Annotated in this window: 22 protein-coding genes; 14 read left to right on the top strand and 8 right to left on the bottom strand. The window is 57.8% G+C overall.

The features are described 5' to 3' along the window. The first annotated feature begins 60 nt into the window (after window positions 1-60). A complete protein-coding gene (locus tag AC6I8P_RS14380; protein WP_141496676.1) occupies window positions 61-489 on the top strand; it encodes an OsmC family protein in 429 nt (142 codons plus the stop codon). 79 nt (window positions 490-568) lie between these two features. Then, window positions 569-676 (top strand): small membrane protein YniD, encoded by a 108-nt coding sequence (gene yniD, locus AC6I8P_RS14375; RefSeq protein WP_021507251.1) that lies wholly within the window; start codon window positions 569-571, stop codon window positions 674-676. A 111-nt stretch (window positions 677-787) separates the two neighbouring features. Here the strand turns inward: yniD and AC6I8P_RS14370 are convergent, their stop codons facing one another. Further along, a complete protein-coding gene (locus AC6I8P_RS14370) occupies window positions 788-1,027 on the bottom strand; it encodes a hypothetical protein (protein WP_021507249.1) in 240 nt (79 codons plus the stop codon). Window positions 1,028-1,138: 111 nt separating this feature from the next. Then, window positions 1,139-1,462 carry a hypothetical protein gene (locus tag AC6I8P_RS14365; protein ID WP_125310664.1) on the bottom strand — a complete coding sequence of 108 codons (324 nt, stop codon included), beginning with the start codon at window positions 1,460-1,462 and terminating at the stop codon, window positions 1,139-1,141. Window positions 1,463-1,520: 58 nt separating this feature from the next. Here AC6I8P_RS14365 and AC6I8P_RS14360 point away from each other — a divergent pair, with 58 nt between their 5' ends. The 5 genes from AC6I8P_RS14360 to AC6I8P_RS14340 all read left to right on the top strand — a co-directional run bounded on the left by AC6I8P_RS14360 (window position 1,521) and on the right by AC6I8P_RS14340 (window position 5,394). Then, complete coding sequence (locus AC6I8P_RS14360; RefSeq protein WP_021507248.1) at window positions 1,521-1,706, top strand: hypothetical protein; 186 nt, start codon at window positions 1,521-1,523, stop codon at window positions 1,704-1,706. A 208-nt stretch (window positions 1,707-1,914) separates the two neighbouring features. Further along, window positions 1,915-2,223, top strand: coding sequence for a PTS sugar transporter subunit IIB (locus tag AC6I8P_RS14355; protein WP_481658085.1), 309 nt, complete (start codon window positions 1,915-1,917; stop codon window positions 2,221-2,223). Between the two features lie 88 nt (window positions 2,224-2,311). Continuing rightward, the gene (locus AC6I8P_RS14350; protein ID WP_498030685.1) at window positions 2,312-3,628 is read left to right on the top strand and encodes a PTS sugar transporter subunit IIC; all 1,317 of its coding nucleotides are present in this window, start codon (window positions 2,312-2,314) and stop codon (window positions 3,626-3,628) included. Continuing rightward, complete coding sequence (locus AC6I8P_RS14345) at window positions 3,628-3,942, top strand: PTS lactose/cellobiose transporter subunit IIA (RefSeq protein WP_010618140.1); 315 nt, start codon at window positions 3,628-3,630, stop codon at window positions 3,940-3,942. The genes AC6I8P_RS14350 and AC6I8P_RS14345 overlap by 1 nt, the downstream gene beginning before the upstream one ends. A gap of 12 nt (window positions 3,943-3,954) precedes the next feature. Then, a complete protein-coding gene (locus AC6I8P_RS14340; protein WP_498030684.1) occupies window positions 3,955-5,394 on the top strand; it encodes a glycoside hydrolase family 1 protein in 1,440 nt (479 codons plus the stop codon). Window positions 5,395-5,445: 51 nt separating this feature from the next. Here AC6I8P_RS14340 and AC6I8P_RS14335 read toward each other — a convergent pair whose 3' ends face one another. Further along, complete coding sequence (locus tag AC6I8P_RS14335; protein WP_021507244.1) at window positions 5,446-6,825, bottom strand: NAD-dependent succinate-semialdehyde dehydrogenase; 1,380 nt, start codon at window positions 6,823-6,825, stop codon at window positions 5,446-5,448. A 152-nt stretch (window positions 6,826-6,977) separates the two neighbouring features. Between AC6I8P_RS14335 and AC6I8P_RS14330 the strand changes: the two genes are divergently transcribed. Continuing rightward, window positions 6,978-7,865, top strand: coding sequence for a LysR substrate-binding domain-containing protein (locus tag AC6I8P_RS14330; protein ID WP_211726365.1), 888 nt, complete (start codon window positions 6,978-6,980; stop codon window positions 7,863-7,865). Here the strand turns inward: AC6I8P_RS14330 and AC6I8P_RS14325 are convergent. Together AC6I8P_RS14325 and AC6I8P_RS14320 are read right to left on the bottom strand one after the other, a co-directional pair. Continuing rightward, window positions 7,860-8,879, bottom strand: a complete 1,020-nt coding sequence (locus AC6I8P_RS14325; RefSeq protein WP_481658084.1) for a LacI family DNA-binding transcriptional regulator — start codon at window positions 8,877-8,879, stop codon at window positions 7,860-7,862. The two genes, AC6I8P_RS14330 and AC6I8P_RS14325, sit on opposite strands and share 6 nt — an antisense overlap. Before the next feature lie 93 nt (window positions 8,880-8,972). Continuing rightward, window positions 8,973-9,620 carry a CPBP family intramembrane glutamic endopeptidase gene (locus AC6I8P_RS14320; RefSeq protein WP_021507241.1) on the bottom strand — a complete coding sequence of 216 codons (648 nt, stop codon included), beginning with the start codon at window positions 9,618-9,620 and terminating at the stop codon, window positions 8,973-8,975. A gap of 533 nt (window positions 9,621-10,153) precedes the next feature. On the opposite strand from AC6I8P_RS14320, the gene AC6I8P_RS14315 reads away from it, so the two are divergent. Both AC6I8P_RS14315 and AC6I8P_RS14310 read left to right on the top strand, forming a co-directional pair. Then, on the top strand, window positions 10,154-10,453 hold the full coding sequence (locus AC6I8P_RS14315) for an I78 family peptidase inhibitor (protein ID WP_058758053.1): 300 nt from the start codon (window positions 10,154-10,156) through the stop codon (window positions 10,451-10,453). A gap of 250 nt (window positions 10,454-10,703) precedes the next feature. Next, window positions 10,704-11,021 (top strand): hypothetical protein, encoded by a 318-nt coding sequence (locus AC6I8P_RS14310; RefSeq protein WP_283341804.1) that lies wholly within the window; start codon window positions 10,704-10,706, stop codon window positions 11,019-11,021. 12 nt (window positions 11,022-11,033) lie between these two features. Here the strand turns inward: AC6I8P_RS14310 and AC6I8P_RS14305 are convergent, their stop codons facing one another. Next, window positions 11,034-11,285, bottom strand: a complete 252-nt coding sequence (locus AC6I8P_RS14305) for a biofilm development regulator YmgB/AriR family protein (protein WP_021313231.1) — start codon at window positions 11,283-11,285, stop codon at window positions 11,034-11,036. A gap of 393 nt (window positions 11,286-11,678) precedes the next feature. Here AC6I8P_RS14305 and AC6I8P_RS14300 point away from each other — a divergent pair, with 393 nt between their 5' ends. Continuing rightward, the gene (locus AC6I8P_RS14300) at window positions 11,679-12,977 is read left to right on the top strand and encodes a multidrug efflux MFS transporter (RefSeq protein ID WP_058757990.1); all 1,299 of its coding nucleotides are present in this window, start codon (window positions 11,679-11,681) and stop codon (window positions 12,975-12,977) included. Here AC6I8P_RS14300 and AC6I8P_RS14295 read toward each other — a convergent pair. Together AC6I8P_RS14295 and AC6I8P_RS14290 are read right to left on the bottom strand one after the other, a co-directional pair. Beyond that, window positions 12,910-15,996, bottom strand: coding sequence for a beta-galactosidase (locus AC6I8P_RS14295; RefSeq protein WP_498030683.1), 3,087 nt, complete (start codon window positions 15,994-15,996; stop codon window positions 12,910-12,912). The two genes, AC6I8P_RS14300 and AC6I8P_RS14295, sit on opposite strands and share 68 nt — an antisense overlap. 486 nt (window positions 15,997-16,482) lie before the next feature. After that, complete coding sequence (locus tag AC6I8P_RS14290; protein WP_155519908.1) at window positions 16,483-16,635, bottom strand: hypothetical protein; 153 nt, start codon at window positions 16,633-16,635, stop codon at window positions 16,483-16,485. Between the two features lie 18 nt (window positions 16,636-16,653). On the opposite strand from AC6I8P_RS14290, the gene iraP reads away from it, so the two are divergent. The 3 genes from iraP (at window position 16,654) to lpxO (ending at window position 18,410) form a co-directional block, all read left to right on the top strand. Next, complete coding sequence (gene iraP, locus AC6I8P_RS14285; protein WP_021507236.1) at window positions 16,654-16,908, top strand: anti-adapter protein IraP; 255 nt, start codon at window positions 16,654-16,656, stop codon at window positions 16,906-16,908. 85 nt (window positions 16,909-16,993) lie between these two features. Further along, window positions 16,994-17,299 (top strand): PsiF family protein, encoded by a 306-nt coding sequence (locus AC6I8P_RS14280; protein ID WP_058775199.1) that lies wholly within the window; start codon window positions 16,994-16,996, stop codon window positions 17,297-17,299. 199 nt (window positions 17,300-17,498) lie between these two features. After that, window positions 17,499-18,410 (top strand): lipid A hydroxylase LpxO, encoded by a 912-nt coding sequence (gene lpxO, locus AC6I8P_RS14275; RefSeq protein ID WP_021507234.1) that lies wholly within the window; start codon window positions 17,499-17,501, stop codon window positions 18,408-18,410. Window positions 18,411-18,443: the final 33 nt, after the last annotated feature.

Genomic DNA, 18,443 nt, shown 5'->3' with positions numbered 1-18,443 from the left:
CAGGCAAAGCGCCGGCTCTTGTCTATACTGAATAGCTGTCTGACTAACAGGAGGAATGACATGACCATTCATAAGAAAGGATCGGCCCATTGGGAAGGCGACATCAAAGGCAAAGGCACGGTTAGCACTGAAAGCGGCGTGCTCAGCAACCAGCCATACGGTTTTAACACCCGTTTTGAAGGCGAGAAGGGCACCAATCCGGAAGAGCTGATTGGCGCGGCACACGCCGCCTGCTTCTCCATGGCGCTGTCGCTGATGCTGGGCCAGGCCGGTCATCCACCGAAAAGCATCGACACCACCGCCGATGTTTCACTGGACAAAAAGGGCGACGGCTTCGCCATCACCAAAATTGCCCTCAACAGCACCATTGCGCTGCCGGGCATCGATAATGCCAAATTCGATGAAATCATTCAGAAAGCCAAAGCCGGCTGCCCGGTGTCTCAGGTGCTGAATGCCGAAATCACCCTCGACTATACGCTGAATAATTAATCGCCCTCACGGGTGACCAGCGGTAGACTATGCGATGCGCCTGCGGGCGCATCGTTGCTTTCTGCTGTCTGGAGGAGACGTGGCAAAAAAACTGGCTGCGACAAAACACTGGAAGATGATTGTGGTGTTGCTGTGCATCTGCGGCGCGCTGATGCTGATTCGCTGGGCGGCGATGATATGGGGCTAAAGGATTGGGTATGCCGCCACAAGCTCGGGGTGCTGGTGATGATTATTCTGGTGCTGGAACTGGTGCACTACCTGCTGACGGCCTCGTGGCTGCCGTGGCAGTTCTGACGCCTCAGGCATATTCGCCGTCATGCTCATGCTGGCGCAGATTGCGCACGCTGCTGCGCGCAATGCGGTAGGCCTTACGCGGATCGCCCGCAACAAATTCAAAGGTGGGCGAATAGTAAAACGGCAGCCAGCCGCCGAAGCCGCTCTCCCACTCCCAGCGCACCGGACAGGGCCAGAGAATGCCGTCATACAAAATGTAATAAACCCAGCGTCCGTTGGGACGACGGGGGCGAGTTTTTTTCATGGGATTCACAACTGTAATAGTGTAAAGCAGCTTATATTTTGAACGCTGCGGGCCCAGGTTGCAATGCCGTCTGGCTGTTTTTTATGCAATTGATGACGCACTGGCACCGAATTAACGGTGCACTTCCCCACAAAGCAGCACCACGTTCGGCCGGACTTTATGGATGCGATCGGCCATCTGTTCGCAGGCCACTTTCGTGGGGTAAATCCGCTCCGACACCGGCAGGGCATCACAGGCATCGTGGCCGCAGGCGCTCACTAACAAGACAAAACCAATCAACATAACCGACTCCTTCTGCACCATTCCCGTGGTACGGAATGCGTGGCTGTGTGTTCCTTTTTTTGATCCAGTATAGCTAAACGCCTCAGGCGTCAATGAACAGCCTGAGCGGCTTTTTTGTCCGAACAGGATGATGATAACCAGCGCCGCGCCCATTAGCAGCACAATCTGGGCTAAACTGTGCGGCACTGACAACAATAAGGAGTGATATCTGATGTCTCATGAAATTGCCCATCCGGCCAGCAGCCCAAAACAGGCCGCCCTGCAACTGGTCATCGAACTGGTGCGCGCCGGTAAACTGAGCCCGCTGCACGGCGATGCCTCCAATATGATCTCCATCTACGAGCAGTTCAAGGCACACTTCGAAGCCGACAAGCAAAAAGATTCCGCCATCTCCTGACGTTCTGCCCTTGGTGGCGCGCTGTGTCTGGCCGCGCCACTGTTCCCCGACTTTCACATAATCTCTTCCGTTTATTATTGCATCCCGATTAAATTTGCAGCGCGCTTTTTGATATTTCTCACAGATCCGTAACGCAAATCTGAAACCGGTTGCAGAAAATCTTTAGCGCGGGTATTCGTTAATTAAACCCCACACTGAGGATTGAATGATGCCAAAGATTCTACTCTGCTGCGCCGCCGGGATGTCCACCAGCATGGTGGTGCAGAAAATGGAGAAGGCCGCCAAAGAGAAGGGCGTCGAGGTTGAGATAAAAGCCGTTGGCATTGAAGAGTTTAACGATCAGATCGCGAACTTTGACTGTTGCCTGCTCGGGCCGCAGATTAAATACAAACTGGCGGACTTCCTGCCGCTGGCGCAGCAGCTAAATAAGCCTATCACTGTGATTAATAGCATGGATTACGGCATGATGAATGGCGCGAAAATATTAGATGATTCGCTAAAGCTGATTCACGCCTGACGATTGTTCCGAAAATAAAATAATTGTTTACGCCTGTGCGCCAATGCACAGGCTTATTCTGTTGTTGCCTGATGCAAGGAGCTCGCCGATGAGCAGCATAAGCGAATCGTTATTTGGTGTGATTGAAAACCGCATCAGCCCGCTGGCCGGACGCCTCTCCAGCCAGCGCCATGTGATTGCCATCCGCGATGGATTTATCGCCTCGATGCCGTTTCTGATTGTGGGCTCGTTTATGCTGCTGTTTGCCCATCCGCCGTTCTCAGCTGACAGTTCATGGGCGTTTGCCCAGTGGTGGCTCGGTATGGTGCGCGCGCATGAAGCGCAAATCATGATGCCGTATAACATGACCATGGGCATCATGGCGCTGTATATCGCCAGCGCCATCGCCTATAACCTGGCGAACAGCTACAAGATGAACGGCTTTATGGCGGCCAGCCTGGCGCTGATGGCGTTTCTGGTGGTGGCCGCGCCACAGAGCAACGGCACGCTGCCGGTTGGCTCACTCGACGGCGAGGGTATTTTCACCGCGATTCTGGTGGCGCTGTTCGCCACTGAGCTGATGCACTTCCTGCAAAAGCACAACATCGGCTTTAAGCTGCCGGAGCAGGTGCCGCCCAAAATTCGTCAGTCGTTCGATCTGCTGATCCCGATCATTGCCATCTTCATCACGCTGTTTCCGCTCAGCCTGTGGGTGCAGGCGCAGTTTGGCCTGCTGCTGCCGCAGGCGATCATGGCGCTGTTCGCACCGATTATCTCCGCCTCGGATTCGTTACCGGCGGTGCTGGTGGCGGTGCTGCTGTGCCACATGCTGTGGTTCGCCGGCATTCACGGTGCGGTAATTGTCGGCGGCATTCTGCAGGCGTTCTGGCTGACTAATCTCGGCCTCAACCAGCAGGCGCTCAACGCCGGTGAGCCGATCACGCACGTGTTTATCGAGCCGTTCTGGCAGTTTTTCATCGTTATTGGCGGCTCCGGTTCCACCATGGGGCTGGTGCTGCTCTACCTGCGCAGCCGCTCGGCGCATCTGCGCTCGATTGGCAAGCTGAGCATTGTGCCCAGCATGTTCAACATCAACGAGCCAGTCATCTTCGGTTCGCCGGTGGTGATGAACCCGATTCTGTTCATTCCGTTTATCTGCGCGCCGTTAGTCAACGCCACGCTCGCCTGGACAGCCACCAAAACCCACCTGATTAACCACGTGGTGTCGCTGGCCCCCTGGACCACGCCGGCACCGATCGGGGCGGCCTGGTCGACCGGCTGGGACTGGCGCGTCATCGTGCTGATTGCCGTGCTGGTAACCATCGCCACGCTGATTTACTACCCGTTTTTCAAAATTTATGAGCGGCAACTGCTGCAGCAGGAGCTTGAGCAGGCCGCCGCAGCGCAACCGGTTAAGGAGGCATGATGGAAATTGATGAGAGCACGGTCATGGAACTGATTATTCAGGCGGGAGAAGCGCGCTCCTGCTCGATGGAGGCGCTGCGCGCGGCGCGGCGCAAAGAGTGGCCACGCGCCGATGCGTTGCTGAGCGAAGCCAGCGAGGCGGCCAGAGCCGCGCACCGTATCCAGACCGAATTGATTGGTGCCGACGAAGGCTGCGGCAAAATTCCGGTCAATCTGATCATGGTGCATGCGCAGGATCATCTGATGAACGCCATGCTGTGCCGTGAACTGGCGGAAGAGATCATCCAACTGCGGCGCGAGCTGGCTGCAGACTAACAAGGAGGCAGTATGCAACATCCTAACCCCGGTGCGTTTCCGCACGGCTTTCTGTGGGGCGCTTCAACCTCGGCGTATCAGGTCGAGGGCGCCTGGAACGAAGACGGCAAAGGGCCGTCGGTGATCGATAAAGGCCATTTTCCTGAGGGGATGACGGATTTCACCGTAACCAGCGATCACTATCATCGCTTCCGGGAAGATATCGCGCTGCTGGCGGAGCTGGGCCTGAAAACCTATCGATTCTCCATCGCCTGGAGCCGCATCTATCCGCAGGGTGACGGCGAGCTGAATCCGGCGGGCATTGCGTTTTATCAGCAGCTGATTGATGAAATTTGCCGCCACGGCATTGAGCCGCTGGTCACGCTCTATCACTTCGACCTGCCGTGGGCGCTGCAGCAGGATGGCGGCTGGTCAAACCGGCGCACCGTGGCCGCTTTTGAGCGCCTCGCCATCACCTGTTTCGAACACTATGGCGACCGGGTGAAATACTGGCTGACCATCAATGAACAGAACATGATGATCCTCAAAGGCGAGGTGATTGGCACACTGCCGGCCGGCACGGTGGATGCGCAGAAAACGCTGTATCAGCAGAACCACCATATGATGCTGGCGCAGGCCAAAGCGATGATTGCCTGTCACCAGCGCTTGCCGCAGGCCAAAATTGGCCCGGCACCGAACATCTCCTGTATCTATGCCGCCAGCGCCAGACCGGAAGATGTGCTGGCCGCCGATAACTTTTCAGCGATCCGCAACTGGCTCTACCTCGACCTGGCGGTGCACGGCCATTACAACAACGTAGTGTGGGCGTTTCTGCAGCAGCGCGGCTGGCTGCCGCACATTGAGGCGGAGGATATGGCGACCATCGCCGCCGGTCAGCCGGACTTTATCGCCTTCAACTATTATGCATCGGCCACCGTCAGTGCTGACATGCCTGAGGTCGCGCGCGGTGAGCTGAACAGCAAGCAGCAGGCCGACCAGCAGATGGCCGGCATCGACAAATCGGTGTACGTCGGCTGCAACAATCCGCATCTGCAGCAGAATCAGTTTGGCTGGTATATCGATCCGGTCGGTTTCCGCATTACCGCGCGGGAGATCTACGCGCGCTATCGGCTGCCGCTGATTGTGACAGAAAATGGTCTCGGCGCGTTCGACACGCTGGAGGCGGGCAATAAGGTGTATGACGACTACCGCATTGCCTATCTGCGTGAGCATATCACTCAGCTGCGGCTGGCAATTGCCGATGGCGTGGAGCTGTTTGGCTACTGTCCGTGGTCGGCCATCGATCTGGTCAGCACCCACCAGGGCATCAGCAAACGTTACGGCTTTATCTACGTTAACCGTGATGAACACGATCTGCGCGATCTGGCGCGCTATCGCAAGAAGAGCTTTTTCTGGTATCAGCAGTTGATCCGCAATAACGGCGCACAGCCTGATGCGGAGGTGGAATACTAACGCGCGGCGCGGCGGCATCCCTGCTGGGTCGCCGCCGCGCCAGCAGCGTGATTAGCGGTGTTGTCCCGCCATCAGCACATATTTTACCTGCACATACTCTTCAATACCGTAATGGCCGCCCTCGCGGCCGTAGCCGGAGTGCTTGATACCGCCAAACGGCACTGACGCCGTACCGACTGAGCCGGAATTGAGGATCACCATGCCGGCTTCCAGTTTTTTCGACAGGCGGAAAGCGCGGCCAACGTCCCGCGTCCACGCATAGGCCACCAGACCGTATTCGGTGTCGTTAGCACAGCGAATCACCTGCTCTTCATCACTGAAACGGTACAGGGCAAATACCGGTCCGAAAATCTCGGTGTTGTGCACGGCAAACGAGGCGTCCAGATCGCACAGGATGGTGGGTTCATAGAACAGCCCGCCTTTCGCGTGTGGCTTGCCGCCGAGGCGCAGCGTCGCCCCCTGTGCAACCGCATCATCCACCAGCGCGGTGACTTTATCGAGCGCCATGCGGTTAATCAGCGGGCCAACCACAAATTCCTGCTGCATACCCTGATCGACACGGATCTCACTGACTGTTTTCACCAGTTGCTGCACAAAGGCATCGTAAATCGCGTCATGCACAAAGATGCGGTTAGGCGAAATACACACCTGGCCGGAGTTACGCAGTTTGGCGCTGACCAGCCCGGCCACGCTCTCTTCCAGCGGGCTGTCGGCGAACACGATAAACGGCGCGTTGCCGCCCAGCTCCATGGTCATCTTTTTCAGCGTGGCCCCGCACTGCTGCGCCAGCAGTTTGCCGACGCGGGTAGATCCCGTGAAGGAGATTTTGTGGATGCGCGTATCGCTGGTAAAAGCTTCGCCGATGGCTTGCGGATCGCCGGTCACCATCTCAAACACGCCCGCGGGAATACCGGCCTGACGTGCATACTCCAGCAGTTTATACGCGGTAAGCGGCGTCTCTTCTGCCGGTTTGATGATCATGGTGCAGCCTGCGGCCAGCGCGGTAGCGATTTTGCGGGTGATCATCATAAACGGGAAGTTCCACGGCGTGATGGCCGCGGTCGGGCCGACCGGCTCTTTTACCACCAGCACGGAGGCGTTAGCATCGTGCGACGGCAGGGTATCACCGTTGACGCGTTTGGCCTCTTCCGCATACCACTCAATAAAGCCGAGACCGTACTCGATTTCGCCCAGCGCTTCGCTCAGGCATTTGCCGTTCTCCCTGACCATCAGTTCAGCAAACAGGTGCTTATCGGCGCGTACCAGATCGTACCAGCCACGCAGCAGGTCGCTGCGCTGTTTCGCGCTTTTTGCCGCCCATGCCGGAAACGCGGCACAGGTGCGATCGATAGCGGCCGCGACCTCGTCGTGGCGCATGAACGGTGCTTCGCCGACGAGACTGCCGTCGGCAGGATTGGTGACTTTAATCATTCCAGTGTGCTCCAGTGTCAGAATCAATGTGACAATCTGGCAGTCAGCGTTATCGGGCTGGCTGCCGCTGTGCAGAAATGATGCGCGTCTGGCCTTTTCGCCACAATCGATTAAAATTGCTCCATCATTGAGAAAAACTGAACGGTTATCTGATGCGTGATTTGCCACCCCTGAATGCCTTGCTGGCGTTTGAATATGTCGCCCGTAGCGGCAGCGTGCGGGCAGCGGCTGATGGCCTGTCGGTGACGCCAGGCGCGGTGAGTCGTCAGATTCGTCTGCTGGAAGAGTACTTTGGCACGGCGCTGTTTCAGCGTCAGGGGCGCGGGCTGGTACTGACGCTGCCCGGCAATGCCTATTTTCTGCAAATCAGCCAGCACCTCGACGGTATTCGCCAGGCGAGCGCCACGCTGCAGCGCAATGCCGGCCGCACGGTCATCCGGCTGCACTCCTTCACCACCTTCGCCACCCGCTGGCTGATTCCGCGGCTGGCACAGTTTCAGCTGGCGCATCCGGCGATTGACGTGCGCCTGACGACCGCGTCGGAATGGGACGATACGGTGGATTGCGACGCGGCGATTCGGCTTGGTGACGGTACGTGGCCGCAGCAGCACGCCACGCCGCTGGTGAAAAACGTGCTGGTGCCGGTGTGCCGTCCGACAGCTGACCGGCGCGCCAGCATGCATCTGGCCGGGCTGGCGCAGCATACCCTGCTGCTGGTGCGCGGACGTCCTGATGACTGGCAGCGCTGGTGCGAAGCATTTGGCGTGGAAATGGACGCGCTGCCGCACCGGCGGCAGATGGAAAGTTCGGCGCTGGCCTATCAGGCCGCCCTTGAAGGGCAGGGAATTGCGCTGGCGCAGCGCGTGCTGGTGGAAGCGGAGCTGAAGGCAGGCACGCTGATCGCCATGGAGGATTACCAGCTGGACTGTGGCCGGCACACCTATTACCTGGTGCGCCCGCAGGAGAGCGTTAAGGCTGCTACGCTACAGCAGCTGGAGCAGTGGCTGGTCACGCAGGATGACGGCGATCAGGCGTTATGAGCGGCGAAATGGTCCATCTGCCACGGAGGCGCGCTCAATCAGCCGTCCGCTGAACGGCGGCAGGGGCGCAAACGCTTCGCCCTCCAGCATCGCCACCAGCTGCGCCAGCGTGTGCTGAATCATCTCCGCCACCGGCACGTGAACCGTCGTGAGCGGCGGCAGGAAAAATTCGGCCATGCGAATATCATCAAAGCCCATCAGCGATACATCCTGCGGCAGCCGTTTGCCCGCCGCACTCAGCGCCAGCGCGGCACCAATCGCCATATCGTCATTGCTGGCCATCAGCGCACTGAACGGTACGCCGGCACTCAGCAGCTGGCGTGCCGCAGCCTGACCGCTCTCCGGCGTCCACGCGCCCGGCAGTACGCGCGCCGCTTCATACGGCAGCTGATGGTCGGCCAGCGCCTGCTGATAGCCAGCCAGACGCGCGGCGGCGGTGGGCGATCCCGCCAGTCCGGTGATAAACGCGATGTCATGGTGACCGCGCGTAATCAGGTAGTTCACCGCATCGCGGGTATTCTGCTGGTGCGAAGCCCAGACGCAGTTCGCCGCGTGCTGCGTCAGGCGGCGGTTAACCACCATGATTGGGATATCGTGCTGGTCGATGATCGCTTCCAGCGCGGCGGTGTCGAGAAAACGCGGGTAGATAATGATGGCGTCGCAGCGCAGATCGAGCAGAAACTCGATTGCCGCGCGCTCATCGTCAGCGCTGGTTTTGCCATCGGCGAGGATCAGCTGGCGGCCATAGTTATTGGTCAGCGTGGCCGTCTGGTACAGCAGCTCGCTGAAATAGGGGCCGTTAAACAGCGAATGGGTGACGATCAGGCCGATATTCTGCGATTTTTGCGTCGCCAGACTGCGCGCCAGCAGATTCGGGCGGTAGCCGGTTTCCTCTATCGCCTGAAACACTTTCTGCTGCGTGGATTTGCTGACATAGCGGTTGCCCGCCAGCACGCGCGACACGGTGGCTTTAGAAACGCCCGCTTTGCGGGCCACATCCAGCATAGTAATCATCAGCGCTTCGACCATCATTCCTGCAGGCTAAAAAGCGATAGTACCTGAAAATGCAGGGAAATTAATGGCATCGTTAGCAAACAGTGAGGGGGATCAGGCGTAGAACCAGGCGGGCAGGATGGCGATCAGGTTATTCAGCGTATGCAGAAAAATCGGCAGCGCCAGGCTGTTGCTGCGCAGACGCGCGTAGCACAGCAGCAGCGAGAACAGCGTCAGCGCAACGATAGTTTCCCAGTGCACGTACTGTGTGTGTAACGCAGCGAACAGCAGCGAAGTGAGCAACATGCAGGCAAAACGGCTTTTAGGCGCCCACAGCAAAAACGCCTGCAGCAGAAAGCCGCGGAACAGCACCTCTTCAAACACCGGCGCCAGCAGCACGGCGGTGAGCAGCAGAATCAGCATTGAACTGCGTCCCTGCTGGCTCTGTTCAATCAGCCAGCCTTCCGGCTGCAGGAACTGCGTCTGCGCCACCATCAGTACAAACAGCGCGCCGATAAACAGCAGTGCCTGGCCGGGACGCAGAAAGCCCAGGGGAATGTCGCTGCGGCGCTGGCAGTAGAAACGGTACAGGGGATAAATCACGGCAAATTCAAACAGGCACAGCACTGGCACCAGCAAGCCGTTATTGCGCAGCGTCCCGTAATTGGGAAACAGCGTAATCAGCATGGTCACGAGGTAATAAACCACAAAGCTACCGACGTAAAACAGGGTCAACGTAACTTTGTCGGATTGGGTGTCCATAGGCGACTCAGCGGGCAGAGGAAGACGCATAGTAGCAACGGCGATCGGTGCTGTCGAGGTGCGTTTGCGGAGATTTTCGCCGGTTCAGATACGCCACAGTCGCGGCGCTAACCGACCGTCTCATCACAGGCGATGCGCGGCATGGTAGCTTGCGCTTTCATCGCAGGCGAGCAGGCGGAGAGGGAACCGAATCACTTATCTGGCGCGGAGGATGCCGCTGGCACCGTTTGGTGCACAACGGCAGAGAGAAAATTAACGAGGCTTAACGCACCCGGACGGCCACGAAGGTCATCACGATGGCGAAGCCGATAAAAATAGCCAGTTCCATCATTATCTCCTCAGAAAAGTCTTAGATAATTGTAGCGTCTGCGCGGGTGATTTTTAGACACGGCGTGCGATTAATCCGAAAATGTGAGCAGAAAATCGCGCCTTTTGTCACGCAATGCGACCAGTCTGCTGGAAAAATTTTCGCATCGGCGGCACGCTTTGTTACTCTCAGGAACCGCTTGTTCATTATCCAGGAGGAGAAAATTGTGAACCATTATGGAAAAGCGCTGCTGCTCACGGCGATGCTCGCCTTAACGGCCTGTCAGTCAGCAAGTAAAACTGACAGCAGTCACGCCGTCAGCCACGATCCGGAAACCGACCAGTGCGGTGCCTCGCAGTATCAGAACTACCTCGGTCAGCCGCTGAGCGCGCTTGATACCCAGCGCTTTGCCGTACCGGTGCGCGCGATTCCGTGGAACGGTGCCGCCACCATGGACTTCAATCTGCGCCGCCTGAATTTCCTCGGCGATCAGAACGGGAAAATTTCCCGGGTTTACTGCGGGTAACACCAAACGGACACGGCATTGTCATCGGGCTGTCACGGCGGCGGGCGAGGATAGCTGCGCATTACGGAGATTTCCTCGTCACTCTCGAATATGCAATGCTCGTCTTGTTTCTTCCCGCTACGGCGGGAATTTTTTTCGCTATAACCTGCCTGCTGCGCCATATTGCCCCCGCCATAGCGCGCGTTTAATCGCGGTTCTGCGGCGTCAGGCGTACAGGCAGCAATAACAGACTGACCTTACAGGAGTGACGATGAAATACCTGACCCGAACGCTGTGTTTGACGCTGCTGCTCAGCCCGCTGGCGCAGGCCTCAAGCGAGGCGGCATGGCAGCAGCACGATAAAAACCTGCAGCAGGCGTGTGTGCAGGCCAGCGGTCTGAAAGCGGTGAAAGTGGTAGGCAAGCCGATGATGTACGACGACAGCGTTGGCTACGATGCGCTGTTGCTCGAAGGCCGCTATCCGCAAAAGCACATGAAAAATCAGCTGGGGCGGGAACTGTGCCTGTATCAGCGTCAGAGCGGTAAAGCAGTGGTCAGCGAAGCCGACCAGCTGCGGGTGGTGAAATAATCTCCGGGGCCGCTATTTTTGCGGCCCTGCTTCTAACAGCTGCGCCAGCAGGTTGCGGTAACTCTGCAGGCGCTGTTCATCGCCTTCCACTTCCAGCCGGGTAATCACGCGGGCAATCACCGCTTTATTGGTGGCGGGCTGGCCATCATCCATCAGCTCGCGCATGATGGCGGCCAGCAAATCGCTCTCGTGCGGCGCGTGCCAGGCGGGGCTGTTGAAATAGTCGGTAATCGCCCGACTGGCGCTGTCATGGTGCGTTCTCATAGCCGACCTCCGCAGAGACAACGAAGCCTGCCACCCACGACGGGCAGCAACTGAAAACCTGAATTAAGCATGCGGACTGTCCAGGACGGGCAGCGCCTCGCCAGTGATAACTGGTGATTTTTTAAACATAGATGCGGTGTGGAATATTGTCAGTAACGAATCGTCATATTTTTTCACGTTTGCCGTCTCTCGCGATGCGCTTATCGGGCCTTATGCCAGGTAACCGCACATAAAGACACTACAAAAGTGAGGCATCGCCCTATTTGCTGTGAGCAGAATCACGCCCGGCAGCGAAAAACTGCGTTTTCATCCTCATGCCATGTTTTGCCGTCCGGTAATGTTACGAGGTTGTTAGACTGAACCCTCGTTTCATTTTTTCTGACATCTGTGCTCATGCTACGCTCCATCGAATCCTGGAAGATCAATCTGATATCCGTCTGGTTTGGCTGCTTTTTTACCGGCCTGGCCATTAGTCAGATCATTCCTTTCCTGCCGCTTTACGTGGAAGAGCTGGGTATCCGTGGCGGCAACGCGCTCAGTATCTGGTCAGGCCTGACCTTCAGTGTCACCTTTATTGTTTCTGCCGCCGTGGCGCCGCTGTGGGGCAGCCTTGCCGATCGCAAAGGGCGCAAGCTGATGCTGCTGCGCGCTTCGTTTGGCATGGGCGCGGTGATTCTGCTGCAGGCGTTTGTCACTCAGGCGTGGCAGCTGTTGCTGCTGCGCGCGCTGATGGGACTGACGTCCGGTTATATTCCCAACGCCATGGCGCTGGTGGCCGCGCAGGTGCCGCGTGAGCGCAGCGGCTGGGCGCTGAGCTGCGTGTCGACCGGACAAATTGGCGGCGTGATCCTCGGGCCGATGATTGGCGGTCTGCTGGCCGACTGGCTGGGCCTGCGCATGGTGTTTATCGTTACCGCGGTACTGCTGATGGTCAGCTTTCTGGTGACGCTGTTTCTGATTAAGGAGACCGGCTACACGCCGGTGAGCAAGCAGGACAAACTGAGCGGGCGTGAGGTGATGCGCAGCCTCGATAATCCACGCCTGATGTTCTGCCTGTTCGTCACCACCATGGTGATTCAGATGTGTAACGGCTCGGTGAATCCTATCCTGACGCTGTTCGTGCGTGAGCTGGCGCCGGATGCGCAGAATATCGCGTTTCTCAGTGGTGTGATTGCCGCGCTGCCCGGCGTGTCGGCACTCATCGCCGCACCGCGTCTCGGCAAACTCGGCGATCGCATCGGTACCCAGCGTATTTTGCTGGCGACCATGATCGCCTCGCTGCTGCTGCTGATTGCCATGTCGTTTGTCACCAGCGCCACGCAGCTGGGCGTCCTGCGCTTTCTGCTCGGCTTTGCCGATGGCGCGATGATGCCGGCGGTGCAAACCCTGCTGGTGCGTCATTCACGCGATAACGTCACCGGCCGTATTTTTGGTTATAACCAGTCGTTCATGTACCTCGGTAACGTCGCCGGACCGCTGCTGGGCGCAGCGGTCTCAGCCGCCACCGGTTACCGCTGGGTATTCTTCGCTACTGCGGTCGTCGTCCTGCTCAATGTGCTGTTGCTGCAGCGCTTCTATCGCCGGCCAAAAACCGAGCTGAAACCCCTTAGCCCGGCGGCCGCCGCTAAACCGGCTGACGCAGCGTCAGCGCATAGTGCCAGCGCCGCTGAGAAAGCAAAAACTCCGGGCTGACGCTCGGGCTCCACGAATCGTCGCCGCCGACGCCCATATGGAAGCCGTCGAGATGCAGCCAGCAGCCGGGTTCGTCCTGCAGCAAATGGCGGTGCGAGGTGGCGCGCAGCTGCTCAAGGCTGTGGCGGCTGAGCGAGAAGGCAAAGTCGCCGCTGATCTGCCAGCTGCCGCTATCCAGCTGGCGCGTGCCGCAGCGCAAGCCATTCTCACCCGGAAAGACGTAGCCGGTGCTGAGCGCCGCCAGCGGCAGCTGCCAGCGTGAAAACTGCGCCGCCAGCTGGCGATCCGGATAGTTTTCATGAGGCCCCAGTCCCAGCCAGCTCACCTGGTGCGGGACCTGAGCCAGCTGGCAGCGCAGGCCGATGCGCGCGGGCGGCGGCAGACCAGCGGCCTGTTGTACATCGACGCTGATAGTCAGTTCGCCATCGCCACTGATGCCATAACGCTTATGGCTGGTAAACAGATGCTGACCCTCACCCAGTACGCGATGCCAGGTTTCAATCTGCACGCCGTGCTGCAGGCTGTCGACCTGCATCGCCAGCAGCTCTGTTTGCAGCCGATCATAGCCCGCGCGTTTCCAGCGCTCGACCCAGGCGTTAGGGTCGATATTGGCAGCTTCGCTGGTGCCGATATCATTATCGATCGGTGCGCGAATAAAGCACTCCTCCAGCGGTGTCAGCATGGTTTCACGATCGTTCACCCACCACTGCAGCAGCGCGCCGCTGCGGCGACAGAAGTGCCAGCGCTGCGTGGGCAGCACCACCGCCACCAGATTGTGATTGGTTTCCAGCTGGGGCGTGCAGGCGCTGAGCGGCGGCAACGTAACCGGCAGCGCGGCCGGCAGCGCCCACTGATCCCAGGCCACGCGATGATCCGCCTCAGACCAGGGCGTGGCGGCGATCTGATGCACCGTGAGGTTGAGCCACGCTTCACCCTGCAGCGCTTCAGGCGCGGGCACGGTAAAGGTGTGGCTGCCTTCGGCATCGAGATCCAGCACCCATTCACCGCGCGCGAGGGTTACACCGTCCTGCTCAATCCACCAGCGCAGCCGTTCGTTGTCGCTGCGGCGGAATAAATATTCGCTGGTGACGGTCACGCGATACGCATCGCCGGGATCGCGCGTAAACCGGAAAAACTGCTGGGCGCGCTGTGCTTCAAACAGCGCCGGATGCGGCGTGCGATCGGCAAACACCAGCCCGTTCATGCAGAACTGGCGATCGTTGGGCGTGTCACCGAAATCGCCGCCGTACGCCTGCCACGGCTGGCCGTGTGCGTCATAGCGCGTCAGGCTTTGATCGACCCAGTCCCAGACGAAGCCACCCTGCAGCCGCGGAAACTGGCGAAATGCCTGCCAGTATTTGGCAAAGCCACCAAAGCTGTTTCCCATCGCATGGGCGTATTCACACAGAATCAGCGGACGCGCTTCATCCGGCAGGCTGATCCATTTTTTCAGTGACCACTTCGGCACCGCCGGGAAGGGCTGGTCCTGATCGACGCGCGCATACATCGGGCACAGAATATCGGTGGCCGCCGTGTTGGCACCGCCGCCTTCATACTGTACCGGGCGCGTGCTATCGCTGCTTTTCACCCAGCGGTACAGCGCATCGTGCGTGCTGCCGTGGCCGGACTCATTGCCCAGCGACCAGATGATGATGCAGGCATGGTTACGATCGCGTTGCACCATGCGCGTTACGCGTTCGCTATAGGCGGCAAACCAGCGCGGGTCGTCGGAGAGGCGGTTCATCGGCTGCATGCCGTGCGTTTCGATATTGGCTTCGTCAACCACGTACAGGCCGTACTCATCGCACAGCCGATACCACAGCGGATGGTTAGGATAGTGAGCGCAGCGCACCGCGTTAAAGTTGTGGCGCTTCATCAGTTCAATATCCTGACGCATGCTGGCTTCATCCACCACCTGACCGCGCTCGGGATGGTGCTCATGACGATTAACGCCGCGTATCAGCAGCGGCTTGCCGTTGAGGCACAGCTGGCCGTGCTCAATGCTGACGCGTCGGAAACCCACATCATAAGCTTCGGCTTCGATCACCTCGCCGGCATCATCAAGCAGCGTAACGACCGCGCGGTAGAGATGAGGCGTTTCGGCGCTCCACAACAGCGGTTGCAGTACCGGCAACACCAGCAGGGTGCGTTCCGGATAGTGGCCACGTTCATCAATGATGACGCTGCCCGGCGGCTGTTCGTGCTGCGCAATACAGTCGCCGTTGCGCCATAGCGTGACGCGCACCCGACACTGACTGAGCGGGCGCGCGCCGGCATGGATTTTGACACTCACCCGTAAATCGCCGCGCAGATATTCCGGGCTGAGCGCAGTTTCGATCTGTACATCGCTCAGGCGGGTGTCCGGTTTGTGCAGCAGCGTCACGTCGCGGAAAATGCCGCTCATGCGCCACATATCCTGATCTTCCAGATAGCTGCCGTCGCTCCAGCGCAGCACCATGACCGCCAGACGGTTGTTTCCCGGCTGCAGCGCGTGGCTGAGATCAAATTCGGCGGGTAAGCGGCTATCCTGCGAATAACCCATCCACTGTCCGTTGCACCACAAATGAAAGGCCGAGTTGACACCATCGAAGATGATGCGCGTCTGTCCCTGGCTTAACCAGCCGTCATCAACTTTAAATGTGAGCGAGTAACATCCGGTGGGGTTCTCACGTGGCACCAAAGGGGGATTGACCGGAATGGGATACTGCACGTTGGTATAAATGGGCGCGTCGTAGCCGTGCAACTGCCAGTTGGCAGGCACCGGCAGCGTTGCGGCGTCCGGTAAGTCCTGTAGCAGCCAGCTGTGCGGCACCGCTTCCGGCGCGGTAAAATAGCTGAAGGCCCACTGACCATTCAGCCGCTGCTGCGCAGGTGAGGAATGGCCATCGCGCGCGCTGACTTCATCGCGCCAGCTGGCAAAGGGTGGATGCGCGTCCAGGCGATGCAGGTTGGTAATAACCGGGTTTTCCCAGTCACGGCGCGCCAGCACTTCACTCAGAGAAACAGCCGCTAAGGTCATAGTGAGATCTCATTAATTGTATTGCGCTCACATTGCGTGAAATGGCGTTAGCTGTAAAGACGCAGCGCGCAATTTTGTTACTGCGCGCACAGCGAGCAGCACTGACGTTTGCGGCACAGCGTTCGCTGTAACTTAAGCTGATGTATTGCGCGGTCTGTGAGGCTTTTTTAGCGGTTTCTTGCCACTAAAACGTTAAGCGTGGTGAGCAGGCATGAATAGCGCCGGGTTGCGGAGCATTCTGTATTGTCGTGTTAACCGCCGCTTCATACACTCAGCGCAATTTCAGCAACCTGAGGTCAATATGATCCGTATCGTTAAGCTCGCTGCTGTTGTAGCGCTGGTGTCCGCGTTAAGCGGTTGTCTTTTTCCGCCGCCGGGCGGCGGCGGAGGTTGGGGTGGTCCTGGCGGTGGCGGTCCCGGCCATGGGTATCAGGGTCCGCGTTAATTTAGCGCCAGTGCATAATTAATGCAGCGATGCGAAACGTTTTATCTGCGGCGTATTTTGTCAGTGAAACGTTTCGCCGTTATATATTGAATTTCAGCCACTTTTTTTACGCTTCGGCTAACCATTATTTTTCCTCTGGCCGGCAAAAATTCTTGTTGTTTTAATCCTGCCAATGCTAATTTTTGTTTTCCCATTCTGACTGAGTCCATCGCATGAAAAACCTGATTGCGGAACTCCTGCTCAAGCTGGCAGAAAAAGAAGAAGAGTCTAAAGAATTAGTGGTCCAGGTTGAGGCGCTGGAAATCGTGCTCACCGCCATGCTGCGCAGACTGGATGCCGCCCAGGTTAGCGACATCGCGGCGGGTATTGATCGCGCGATGCCGCCCGCCGCTTCCGTGCAGGAAAATCCGGACGCGCTGATGCTGCGCAATTACGTCGAAAAGTTGCTCAACCACCCGCGCGAATAATCCCGCCGTACGCGCATAGATTTTTTTCCGCTTTGCTTATTCCGTGCCATGCTTAACAGGCAATAATCACACGGAGAAACCGGCAATGAAATCGTGTCTTGTGGCAATAATGGCAGCAGGCCTGCTGCTGGCTGGCGGTGCGGGCGCGGCGGAGAAAACCGCGCAGCAGGAAAAAATGACGCTGTGTAATCAGCATGCAGGCGCGCAAAATCTGAAAGGCGATGCGCGTAAAAGCTTTATGAGCGAATGCCTGAAGAAAGACAGCAAAATGGGCAATATGACGCCGCAGCAGATGAAAATGAAAAGCTGTAATAACGAAGCAGGAGAGAAAAAACTCAGCGGCGATGCGCGTAAAACCTTTATGAGCAGCTGTCTGAAGAAGAGTGCTTAAACCTCTGGCGGCCTGCGGGCCGCTTTTTTGTGTCCGCACTCGCAGGGTTAATGCGCGACGTATTTTTTCTGTCATAAACGGCACGCGTTGCCAAAACTTTACAAAATCCTTACATAAAATTCCATTTCTCCCCATCCAGTCTCTCTGGCGCTTAACCGTGGCCAGAGCGGCTTTACGTGCAACATAAGGAACCTGTTGTATGGTCGCTGCGATCATTATTGGTGTATTTATTATTAGTGTGCTTTACGCCCACTCACGCGGCGTGGAAAAGCAAAAGTTTTCCCGTCAGTTATTTGATCACTCCACTTTTATGGCGCCGATCAATATGTTTATGACCGGGCTGTCGCGACTGCCGGCTAAACAGCCCTATTTTCCGGTTGAGGATTTTCCTGAGCTGCGTCAGCTGACCGATAACTGGCAGGTGATTCGCGATGAAGCCATTCGCCTGCAGGATCACATTAAAGCGGCGCAGACGCATAACGATGCCGGATTTAATACCTTCTTCAAGCGTGGCTGGAAGCGTTTCTATTTAAAATGGTATAGCGATGCACATCCGTCAGCGCGCGAACTCTGTCCGGTAACCACCGAACTGGTGAGCAACATTCCCGGCGTTAAAGCGGCCATGTTTGCTGAACTGCCGCCGGGCAGCCATCTGGGCAAACACCGCGATCCTTATGCCGGTTCGGTGCGCTATCACCTCGGGCTGCAAACGCCGAACGACGATCGCTGCTTTATTGAAGTGGATCGTCAGCGCCACAGCTGGCGCGACGGTCAGGCGGTGATCTTCGACGAAACTTACGTGCACTGGGCGCAGAATGAAAGCGAGCAGACGCGTATCATCCTGTTTTGCGATATCGAGCGGCCAATGAAATGGCGCTGGGCGCAGGCGGTCAATCACTGGGTGGGCTCGACGTTAATGTCAGCAGCGGCGTCGCCCAACGACGAAAACGATCGTACCGGCTTCCTCAACCGCATCTTCAAATACGTTTATGCGCTGCGCGATGCCGGTCAGAACCTGAAGAAACGTAATCGCCGGTTGTATTACTGGGTCAAACATGGACTGATTGTGGCGATTTTCGCGCTGATCATCGTGCCCAGCGTGTTCTTCTGATCCTTTCGTGCCGCTTAAAACGGCGGTTTAACA

Source organism: gamma proteobacterium symbiont of Lampromicra miyakona, from assembly GCF_059730895.1.
The sequence above is the reverse complement of the archived record's forward strand: the minus strand, read 5'-3'. Positions and strand labels throughout refer to the sequence as shown.

What these genes read in the sequence shown, in the direction of transcription:
- AC6I8P_RS14310 (WP_283341804.1), top strand. Translation starts at nt 10,704, where the DNA reads ATGAAATACCTGACCCGAACGCTGTGTTTGACGCTGCTGCTCAGCCCG.
- AC6I8P_RS14370 (WP_021507249.1), bottom strand. Translation starts at nt 1,027, where the DNA reads ATGAAAAAAACTCGCCCCCGTCGTCCCAACGGACGCTGGGTTTATTAC.
- AC6I8P_RS14325 (WP_481658084.1), bottom strand. Translation starts at nt 8,879, where the DNA reads ATGATTACTATGCTGGATGTGGCCCGCAAAGCGGGCGTTTCTAAAGCC.
- AC6I8P_RS14300 (WP_058757990.1), top strand. Translation starts at nt 11,679, where the DNA reads ATGCTACGCTCCATCGAATCCTGGAAGATCAATCTGATATCCGTCTGG.
- AC6I8P_RS14330 (WP_211726365.1), top strand. Translation starts at nt 6,978, where the DNA reads ATGCGTGATTTGCCACCCCTGAATGCCTTGCTGGCGTTTGAATATGTC.
- AC6I8P_RS14305 (WP_021313231.1), bottom strand. Translation starts at nt 11,285, where the DNA reads ATGAGAACGCACCATGACAGCGCCAGTCGGGCGATTACCGACTATTTC.
- AC6I8P_RS14295 (WP_498030683.1), bottom strand. Translation starts at nt 15,996, where the DNA reads ATGACCTTAGCGGCTGTTTCTCTGAGTGAAGTGCTGGCGCGCCGTGAC.
- lpxO (WP_021507234.1), top strand. Translation starts at nt 17,499, where the DNA reads ATGGTCGCTGCGATCATTATTGGTGTATTTATTATTAGTGTGCTTTAC.
- AC6I8P_RS14340 (WP_498030684.1), top strand. Translation starts at nt 3,955, where the DNA reads ATGCAACATCCTAACCCCGGTGCGTTTCCGCACGGCTTTCTGTGGGGC.
- AC6I8P_RS14290 (WP_155519908.1), bottom strand. Translation starts at nt 16,635, where the DNA reads ATGGGAAAACAAAAATTAGCATTGGCAGGATTAAAACAACAAGAATTT.
- AC6I8P_RS14360 (WP_021507248.1), top strand. Translation starts at nt 1,521, where the DNA reads ATGTCTCATGAAATTGCCCATCCGGCCAGCAGCCCAAAACAGGCCGCC.
- AC6I8P_RS14280 (WP_058775199.1), top strand. Translation starts at nt 16,994, where the DNA reads ATGAAATCGTGTCTTGTGGCAATAATGGCAGCAGGCCTGCTGCTGGCT.
- AC6I8P_RS14345 (WP_010618140.1), top strand. Translation starts at nt 3,628, where the DNA reads ATGGAAATTGATGAGAGCACGGTCATGGAACTGATTATTCAGGCGGGA.
- AC6I8P_RS14320 (WP_021507241.1), bottom strand. Translation starts at nt 9,620, where the DNA reads ATGGACACCCAATCCGACAAAGTTACGTTGACCCTGTTTTACGTCGGT.
- iraP (WP_021507236.1), top strand. Translation starts at nt 16,654, where the DNA reads ATGAAAAACCTGATTGCGGAACTCCTGCTCAAGCTGGCAGAAAAAGAA.
- AC6I8P_RS14350 (WP_498030685.1), top strand. Translation starts at nt 2,312, where the DNA reads ATGAGCAGCATAAGCGAATCGTTATTTGGTGTGATTGAAAACCGCATC.
- AC6I8P_RS14355 (WP_481658085.1), top strand. Translation starts at nt 1,915, where the DNA reads ATGCCAAAGATTCTACTCTGCTGCGCCGCCGGGATGTCCACCAGCATG.
- AC6I8P_RS14365 (WP_125310664.1), bottom strand. Translation starts at nt 1,462, where the DNA reads ATGGGCGCGGCGCTGGTTATCATCATCCTGTTCGGACAAAAAAGCCGC.
- AC6I8P_RS14335 (WP_021507244.1), bottom strand. Translation starts at nt 6,825, where the DNA reads ATGATTAAAGTCACCAATCCTGCCGACGGCAGTCTCGTCGGCGAAGCA.
- AC6I8P_RS14380 (WP_141496676.1), top strand. Translation starts at nt 61, where the DNA reads ATGACCATTCATAAGAAAGGATCGGCCCATTGGGAAGGCGACATCAAA.